Origin of the sequence: Anabaena catenula FACHB-362 (assembly GCF_014698735.1) — a bacterium.
In the GTDB taxonomy this organism is placed as follows: domain Bacteria; phylum Cyanobacteriota; class Cyanobacteriia; order Cyanobacteriales; family Nostocaceae; genus Anabaena; species Anabaena variabilis_A.
The window spans coordinates 130,907-139,495 of sequence record NZ_JACJTQ010000010.1 but is presented as its reverse complement, the minus strand read 5'-3'; the positions used below and the strand labels follow the sequence as shown (position 1 = coordinate 139,495).

Below are 8,589 nucleotides of genomic sequence, written 5' to 3'. Positions count from 1 at the left end.
GTGAGGATTGCTCTGAATATATTCAAATATACTGCCCATAACGTCTTACCAAAAAATACACTTTTATATTCTTATACCATAATTTAATTCTTTTTCGGAGATGTCTAATAGGGAGTATGTGAAATTGCAATTTCCCAGCAACTCCGCGATCGCGCCTTCAAGAGAAGATAGAGGTTTCAATCCCTAATAGGGAGTATGTGAAATTGCAATTTGGGTGAATTTCTAGATGTTGAGAAATCCGCAGGTAGTTTCAATCCCTAATAGGGAGTATGTGAAATTGCAATCTTTGGTAGAAAAGATTGCTTAGTCTTTTACTGTTGTTTCAATCCCTAATAGGGAGTATGTGAAATTGCAATCTCACTTCAATGGAGTAACTTAAAGACGATGAGGCATTATCTCGTTTCAATCCCTAATAGGGAGTATGTGAAATTGCAATTTCTTGCCGATTATCAGGAATCCCGGTGAATCCTAATCGGGTTTCAATCCCTAATAGGGAGTATGTGAAATTGCAATAATGAGACAGAAACTAGAATTTAAGCACTTAAGCGTTGTTTCAATCCCTAATAGGGAGTATGTGAAATTGCAATCATGCTCTTGAGTAAAAATTTCTATAAATTCTTCAGGTTTCAATCCCTAATAGGGAGTATGTGAAATTGCAATCAATGGTATGAGCGAGATCACGCGCAGGTTGTGGGTCATGTTTCAATCCCTAATAGGGAGTATGTGAAATTGCAATGCTCGATTCGTGACTGGTTGGTGTTAAGCGCTAGTCGGGGGTTTCAATCCCTAATAGGGAGTATGTGAAATTGCAATCCCGTCTGTGTGCCAGATAATGCCGGAGTCCAGTCAAGTTTCAATCCCTAATAGGGAGTATGTGAAATTGCAATTTTAAAGACTTTTCCCGCGTCTAAACGGCAGGTGGACGGGTAAGTTTCAATCCCTAATAGGGAGTATGTGAAATTGCAATTCAGCATTTGTGCTGATGAGCCGGGATGAGGCAATATGGGTTTCAATCCCTAATAGGGAGTATGTGAAATTGCAATGCTCTTACTGAAACCAGAGATTGCACTGCTAGGTTTCAATCCCTAATAGGGAGTATGTGAAATTGCAATCTGAGATTGAACACAAGTCCAAAGGAGCCTGGATAATATGTTTCAATCCCTAATAGGGAGTATGTGAAATTGCAATTTCCATATGGTAGTGCCTTTTACTGGTGATTGGTAGTTTCAATCCCTAATAGGGAGTATGTGAAATTGCAATTCTAGCGGCACGGCAGCCTGGACAACCTTTAGCGCATCGACTACCGGTTTCAATCCCTAATAGGGAGTATGTGAAATTGCAATGTGGAGAGGCTACGGAGTATTGGGAGAAAGTAGAGGGTTTCAATCCCTAATAGGGAGTATGTGAAATTGCAATCCTCAACCTGCTTCATGGTTGCAGTGGTTGTTATTCCACTGTTTCAATCCCTAATAGGGAGTATGTGAAATTGCAATTCTATGGGAAACCGTAGCGCTTTAGACTCCGTGGCGTTTCAATCCCTAATAGGGAGTATGTGAAATTGCAATTATAACCTTGTCGGGGTTCTTGTCCAAACTGCTTGTTTCAATCCCTAATAGGGAGTATGTGAAATTGCAATTTAAAAGCAGTCCCTACAGATCATCCTGCGGTTTATGTTTCAATCCCTAATAGGGAGTATGTGAAATTGCAATTACCCAGTGGTTTTGCCCCAGTTGGTGGTCAATGGGTTTCAATCCCTAATAGGGAGTATGTGAAATTGCAATAGGTTAAGCCCTCATCGGAGGGCTTAGTTTTAGGTTGTTTCAATCCCTAATAGGGAGTATGTGAAATTGCAATTGGTGGTGGAACAATTCCCAGTAGTAATGCCTACTTATCGTTTCAATCCCTAATAGGGAGTATGTGAAATTGCAATAAACCTTAGCAGAAGCCATTAGCTTGGTATTTGGAGTTTCAATCCCTAATAGGGAGTATGTGAAATTGCAATCTATTTAGAGCTTATGTGCATAGACAATCTTTTGCTGGCAGTTTCAATCCCTAATAGGGAGTATGTGAAATTGCAATTCTGTTGGTAATACTGTTACTGGTAATGTAGTACCAGATGTTGTTTCAATCCCTAATAGGGAGTATGTGAAATTGCAATTTTAGTTTTTTTCCTCGTAGTAATTTTCAATAAAAGTTTCAATCCCTAATAGGGAGTATGTGAAATTGCAATGCAGTCAATTTATTCAAGAGGGGAACATATTTAGGTTTCAATCCCTAATAGGGAGTATGTGAAATTGCAATAGAAGTCGCATTCCAGGGTGCTACCGAGCAATGGGAGTTTCAATCCCTAATAGGGAGTATGTGAAATTGCAATTTATCAAGGCTATTTTCTTCTTCTAAGGTTAAAGTTTCAATCCCTAATAGGGAGTATGTGAAATTGCAATAATATGAAGCCAGTGGTTGAGGAAACTGAGCGCGTGTCAGGTTTCAATCCCTAATAGGGAGTATGTGAAATTGCAATGATTTTATTCTTAGCCGCACTCTTGTTAGTAGTAGTTTCAATCCCTAATAGGGAGTATGTGAAATTGCAATATCGTAATAGGAAAATGTATTACGTTCCAGAATGGGTTTCAATCCCTAATAGGGAGTATGTGAAATTGCAATGAATCAATCCAGCGTCATCGGTATCCAAGACAATTGTGTTTCAATCCCTAATAGGGAGTATGTGAAATTGCAATATACGTTAGGGAGATCGAGCGTCTTACCTTGATGTTTCAATCCCTAATAGGGAGTATGTGAAATTGCAATGAATATCCCATCGCCTTATTGAATCGTTTCCGAGTTTCAATCCCTAATAGGGAGTATGTGAAATTGCAATTTCAACTTGTAGCCATCCCCAGTTATTCCTCTCCCGGTGGTGTTTCAATCCCTAATAGGGAGTATGTGAAATTGCAATATTCTAGGGGGGGGTGCTTTGACTTCGATTCAATCTCCACGTTTCAATCCCTAATAGGGAGTATGTGAAATTGCAATTAGCATCACAACGTTAGCCAAAGAAGCCAAGCAAGTTTCAATCCCTAATAGGGAGTATGTGAAATTGCAATTTGATTGGGTTGATGTAAACAGTGTGCGTATTCGTTTCAATCCCTAATAGGGAGTATGTGAAATTGCAATTCTCCCAACGACTAGAGTTTGGAAATCTTGGGTAAAGTACGGTTTCAATCCCTAATAGGGAGTATGTGAAATTGCAATATCCCAGGAAATACCCCAATCCGTTGCCAGCCCTGAGTTTCAATCCCTAATAGGGAGTATGTGAAATTGCAATAGCAGGAGCCGGAAAGGTTGACTGTATTTGGTTTTCAAGGTTCGATTGCGCGAGTGGTCTAATCATAGTCGATTTCCAGGATCGTGTCAAGATTGAAAATGGCTGAAACCCAGTCTGGATAAGGTGCGCGGGTGATTCAAGATTTAAAAAGCTTGAAAGTCTTGCTACAAAATGATTTCAGCCTTTTTTGGAGTCACAGGTTTTTCAACACCCACCCCCCCGCGCTATCCGGGAAAAAAATTCTAGACTGAAATCACCCATAAACCATCATTCATCAACAATTCTCATTGGTCAATTGGTCAGAGTTTGCGTTAAAATAAGCGTCGGCGTAGCCCGCCGCAAGCATCGCTAACTTTAGTAATGTCATAGCCGGATTTTTCCGGGAGGTGTAATTGACCAAGTTCATTTTAAAAATTCTCTGGTTAGATGAGAACGTCGCTCTAGCAGTCGATCAAGTTGTTGGCAAAGGAACCAGTCCTTTGACTAAATACTTTTTCTGGCCCAGAAATGATGCCTGGGAAGAGCTAAAAAAAGAGTTAGAATCCAAACACTGGATTACAGATGTTGATCGCGTTGAGTTGCTCAACAAAGCAACAGAAGTGATTAACTACTGGCAAGAAGAAGGCAGAAACCGCCCAATGGCTGAAGCGCAGTTGAAATTTCCAGAAGTTGCCTTCACTGGTAGCGCCTGATTATTTTAGGTTGGTAATGGGTAATTGGTGATTGGTAATGGGTAATTAAGTAAAATTACCACCAATCACCAATCCTCAGTTCCTGTAGTTAACTGTTGCGGCTCGCAAACATCAACGCTCCAGTACTTCTTCAACTTCTGTGGTGATTCTCCAGAATCGCACTCCTGCACTATCATTTGCTACTGAAGGGCATCTCTCTGTGAGATTCAAACCGCTATATTTGCGAACTAAAACAGCTATGCAGGCTCTTGTTCTCTCGTAGCTTGACTAATGACTTCGACTAACTCCGGCATACTTTCAAACCGATCTTGACCTGTTTGATCAAGTAATGAGCTTAAATCTATGGTCTTGTCTTTTGTCCAGTGAATTTCTTCGTGACCTCTTGCTTGTTGGAGTATTTCTTCTCTAGTTGCAGGAAAGTCTATACCTGAAAGTGCTTGAGTGACTGCTGCTACTCCGTAAGCTTCACCTTTGTCTGGCCCGCGATGTTCATGTCCTTCTTCGGATTTAGTAGGCATAAAATTCTCCTTACATAATCGTAAGTACTTATATACTTTCTAAGCTAAAACTGTTATTTACTACAGCCTTCTATCTTGAGAATTAATTTTTATTTAAGCGGGAAGATATACTTGCTATATTGGGGTAAAGCCGGGATAGATGCAAGTGCGATTAGTTGTAAAGTTCTGTCAATAAAAACTCTACAACCCTTACCAGAAATACACCTCACCAGAATAAATCTAACTCCTCCCCAGCTGGGGAGGGTCAGGTTGACCGTGTTAGCCTGTGGACTGGATAGTGCCGACACGAACAGGACGTATGCCTTTGGCGTTCCCGAAGGGTAGCAGGAAGAAAAAGCTGGCTCTTGTTAGCATTAGTTAGCTTTTTTGTATCGGAAATATTAGGCTATAAATTCCTTACAACTTAGTTTCCTTTGTCTGTGCATTAATAACTGCACTCCAATCATCATTCTGCACCGCAGTTTCTCCTATATCCACCCTTTCTACTTCTTTCAAAAGGGTTGTATCTGCCATTGCTTTTCGCAACTTTAGCTTTTTCTCCTCATAAGCTTGACGTTCTGTGTCTGACATCACCGCTTTAGCAACTTCACCCACTGTACTCGCCCACATTCCCCCCTCACCCGCATTACCGGGTGGAATACTCCCCAATTCTGCTATCCAAGCATCGCGTAGTTCTTCCATTTCTTGACGCTTGGGAAAATTAAAGGGTTGCACACGCACAAAAGCACACTTCTGTTCACCATTTTGGGTAACATGGCCATTCAGAGAAAGCAACACATTGCGAGAATAGCCAATATACTGTGTGCTACGTTCAGCGTCCAAAACCGCGTAAACTCCTGCTACTTTCCCATTAGTAGCAACTTCCCTCCAAGCCTCTAGAGGAATAATTTCCATGCCATTATTTGCCATCTGTGGAGTTATACTCACCTCAGGGGCAATGTGTTCATCTTCCGAACTATACAAAAAGTTATGCAGTCCTTGATGAGCAACAGGTACATTTTGATGTTCAATTGACAGATTGTTTTCAGTTTCCATGACAGTTATTGTTTGAACTATTCATTGAGAATAATATATATGAATCTATTAACTCCCAAAAATTGGATTTTTTTAAAACAACGATTAACGCCTTATTTATTTTTGCTACCCGCCTTAATTATCTTAGGTTTAACTGTCTTTTTGCCAGCAATGCAAGCATTTTACCTCAGTTTTACGACCTACGAAGATATTGGCGAAGCACCCAAATGGATAGGTTTTGGTAACTTCTTGCGTTTATGGAAAGATGTTGTTTTTTGGAAAACCTTAGAAAACACTTTTCTTTATCTTGTGGGAGTTGTCCCAATTTTAGTAATAGCTCCTTTAATTTTGGCGATTTTGGTAAATCAAAAATTGCGGGGAATGAATTGGTTTAGAACTGCATATTACACCCCAGTTGTAATTTCTATGGTAGTTGCAGGGATAGCTTGGAAATGGTTATATGCAGAAAATGGTTTATTGAATCAATTTCTCAAAACTTTAGGGTTATTTCCAGATGGAATTCCTTGGTTAACTAGCCCAGCCAAAATATTAGGAATTGTACCAATTTCGCTTGCTAGTGTTATGGCTGTAACTATTTGGAAAGGTTTAGGCTATTACATGGTAATTTATTTAGCTGGTTTGCAATCAATTCCTGCTGATATTTACGAAGCGGCTGCAATAGATGGTTCCGATGGTATTCGTAAACATTGGGATATTACTATACCTTTAATGCAGCCTTATTTAGCTTTAGTTGCTGTAATTTCTGCTATTTCTGCTACTAAAGTTTTTGAAGAAGTTTATATTATGACAGGAGGTGGTCCACTCAATAGTTCTAAGACCATTGTTTACTATTTGTATGAACAAGCATTTAGTAATTTAGAAATTAGCTATGCCTGTACAATTGGATTGGTGTTATTTTTAATAATTTTGAGTTTATCAGTCTTGCGATTAGTTATCAATCAGCAAGATGGTAATAATATAAGTATGTAATCTGAGGTAATCAAATCAAAATGTCTATAGGAGTTTGGATATTAGGAGACCAACTTTGGGAACAACAAGCCGCATTACAAACTTGTTCAGTAACCCAAAAAATACCTGTAATTTTCATCGAGTCACTCAACCATATTCAAGATAGAGCATACCATAAACAAAAGCTAGTTTTAGTTTGGTCTGCTATGCGTCATTTCGCTGAAGAATTGCAGCAAAAAGGATATTTAGTAACTTATAAAATTGCGGATGATTTTACCACACCATTACAAGCATGGGTGAGAGATCATCATATTACTGAACTGCGGGTAATGATACCCAATAATCACCCTTTCATGCAGATAATTGAAAATTTGCAACTTCCTTGTCAAATTAACCTCATTCCTAACAATCAATTTTTGTGGAGTCGAGAAGATTTTCATGGTTGGGCTGAAAATCGTAAACGCCTATTAATGGAAGACTTCTATCGACAAGGAAGGCGAAATTTTCAAATTTTAATGGATAAAGATCAACCAGTTGGAGGAAAGTGGAATTTAGATCAAGAAAACCGTCAACCACCCAAAGGAAAGTTAAATACACCACCTACAAAATGGTTTCAACCTGATGAGATTACACTTGATGTAATTACTCAAGTCAACTCTTTGCCATTTGCAACCTATGGAGAAGTAGAACCTTTTTTCTGGGGTGTTACTCGTAAACAAGCACTGGAGATATTAAACTGGTTTATTCAATATCGTTTACCTAATTTTGGTCCCTACCAAGATGCAATGGTAACAGGAGAAAAAACCATGTGGCACGCTTTACTTTCTCCTTATTTGAATCTGGGTTTATTACAACCTTTGGAAGTAATTAAAGCAGCAGAACAAGCATATCAACAACATCAATTACCTTTAAATAGTGTAGAAGGCTTTATCCGTCAGGTGTTAGGTTGGCGAGAATATATGCATGGTATTTACCACTTTGTAGATACAGAATATACAGAAAAGAATTGGTTTAACCATACCCAATCTTTACCTAAATTTTTCTGGACTGGTAAAACGCAAATGAATTGTTTGCACCAAATTCTTACTCAAGTGCAAGGTACTGGTTATGCTCATCATATCCAAAGATTAATGGTATTAAGTAATTTTTCTTTAATAGCAGGACTTTCACCTCAAGAAGTAGAAAATTGGTTTCATGCAGCTTTTATTGATGCGTATGACTGGGTAATGCAAACAAATGTAATTGGTATGGGTTTATTTGCAGATGGGGGAATATTAGCATCTAAACCCTATGCGGCATCTGCTAATTATATCAATAAGATGAGTGACTATTGCAAAAGTTGTGTTTATAATCATAAAGAACGCACAGGTGAAAAAGCTTGTCCTTTCAACTTCTTTTACTGGAATTTTTTGGATAAAAACCGCTCAAAATTACAAACTCAAGGACGAATGAGTTTTATTTTAAAGAATTTAGATAAAATGTCATCAAATGAGTTACAATCTATTCGTCAACAAGCGGAAGATTGGCATATAAATCAGGAATGATGTATAATTGGAAATACCCCAATATCAAGATTAACTGCTAATCATGAGAAACTTAATTTTCTTTTTATCTATCTTGGGAATTGCTGCTAACTTATTAGTATCTGATCAAAGCATTGCCCAATCATCTAAGATTGAAGAATTCACTGCTGTAGGTAATGAACCATTTTGGAATATTACTGTTACTAAACGAGGAATTGTCTATAATGCACCAGGTGAAAAACAACAAACATTTCCTTATACTGCACCATTATCAGCCCAAGCAAGACCTATAGATAAAGTGCGAGTATATCAACTCAAGGGAAAAGAAAAAAATATTTTAATTTTGAATAAAGTGAACAATTGTAATGATACAATGTCGGATAAAAAATATCCTTATTCAGCTATTTTGATTATGGGTAATAAAGTTTTAGAAGGTTGTGCTGGAAAAAAATAATCCAGCCGCAATTGAGCTATTCCTAGTCTGCTGAAGTCTAAATTTATCTACGTTCATCCTATTCTACTCCCTTCCAAATTACGAATTACGAACG

General features: G+C 38.4%; 6 protein-coding genes and 1 CRISPR repeat array. Of the genes, 4 read left to right on the top strand and 2 right to left on the bottom strand.

The annotated features are described in order from the left end of the window. Window positions 1-173 precede the first annotated feature (173 nt). A CRISPR array of direct repeats spans window positions 174-3,325; the repeat unit is 37 nt; unit sequence GTTTCAATCCCTAATAGGGAGTATGTGAAATTGCAAT. 392 nt (window positions 3,326-3,717) lie between these two features. Beyond that, the gene (locus H6G68_RS09465; RefSeq protein WP_013190996.1) at window positions 3,718-4,017 is read left to right on the top strand and encodes a 30S ribosomal protein PSRP-3; all 300 of its coding nucleotides are present in this window, start codon (window positions 3,718-3,720) and stop codon (window positions 4,015-4,017) included. Between the two features lie 236 nt (window positions 4,018-4,253). Here the strand turns inward: H6G68_RS09465 and H6G68_RS09460 are convergent, their stop codons facing one another. Beyond that, window positions 4,254-4,535, bottom strand: a complete 282-nt coding sequence (locus H6G68_RS09460; RefSeq protein WP_190906404.1) for a DUF2795 domain-containing protein — start codon at window positions 4,533-4,535, stop codon at window positions 4,254-4,256. A gap of 396 nt (window positions 4,536-4,931) precedes the next feature. Continuing rightward, window positions 4,932-5,570, bottom strand: a complete 639-nt coding sequence (locus H6G68_RS09455) for a GIY-YIG nuclease family protein (RefSeq protein ID WP_190906403.1) — start codon at window positions 5,568-5,570, stop codon at window positions 4,932-4,934. Window positions 5,571-5,609: 39 nt separating this feature from the next. On the opposite strand from H6G68_RS09455, the gene H6G68_RS09450 reads away from it, so the two are divergent. Genes H6G68_RS09450 through H6G68_RS09440 form a run of 3 tightly spaced genes read left to right on the top strand, consistent with a single transcriptional unit; the run spans window position 5,610 to window position 8,495 of the window. After that, window positions 5,610-6,539: a carbohydrate ABC transporter permease gene (locus H6G68_RS09450; protein WP_190906402.1), complete on the top strand. Its 930-nt coding sequence runs from the start codon at window positions 5,610-5,612 to the stop codon at window positions 6,537-6,539. A gap of 20 nt (window positions 6,540-6,559) precedes the next feature. Continuing rightward, the gene (locus H6G68_RS09445) at window positions 6,560-8,062 is read left to right on the top strand and encodes a cryptochrome/photolyase family protein (RefSeq protein WP_190906401.1); all 1,503 of its coding nucleotides are present in this window, start codon (window positions 6,560-6,562) and stop codon (window positions 8,060-8,062) included. Between the two features lie 43 nt (window positions 8,063-8,105). Next, window positions 8,106-8,495, top strand: coding sequence for a COG3650 family protein (locus tag H6G68_RS09440; protein ID WP_190906400.1), 390 nt, complete (start codon window positions 8,106-8,108; stop codon window positions 8,493-8,495). The last annotated feature ends 94 nt before the right edge of the window (window positions 8,496-8,589 follow it).

Coding starts and splice junctions, on each gene's coding strand:
- H6G68_RS09460 (WP_190906404.1), bottom strand. CDS start 4,535: ATGCCTACTAAATCCGAAGAAGGACATGAACATCGCGGGCCAGACAAA.
- H6G68_RS09455 (WP_190906403.1), bottom strand. CDS start 5,570: ATGGAAACTGAAAACAATCTGTCAATTGAACATCAAAATGTACCTGTT.
- H6G68_RS09450 (WP_190906402.1), top strand. CDS start 5,610: ATGAATCTATTAACTCCCAAAAATTGGATTTTTTTAAAACAACGATTA.
- H6G68_RS09445 (WP_190906401.1), top strand. CDS start 6,560: ATGTCTATAGGAGTTTGGATATTAGGAGACCAACTTTGGGAACAACAA.
- H6G68_RS09440 (WP_190906400.1), top strand. CDS start 8,106: ATGAGAAACTTAATTTTCTTTTTATCTATCTTGGGAATTGCTGCTAAC.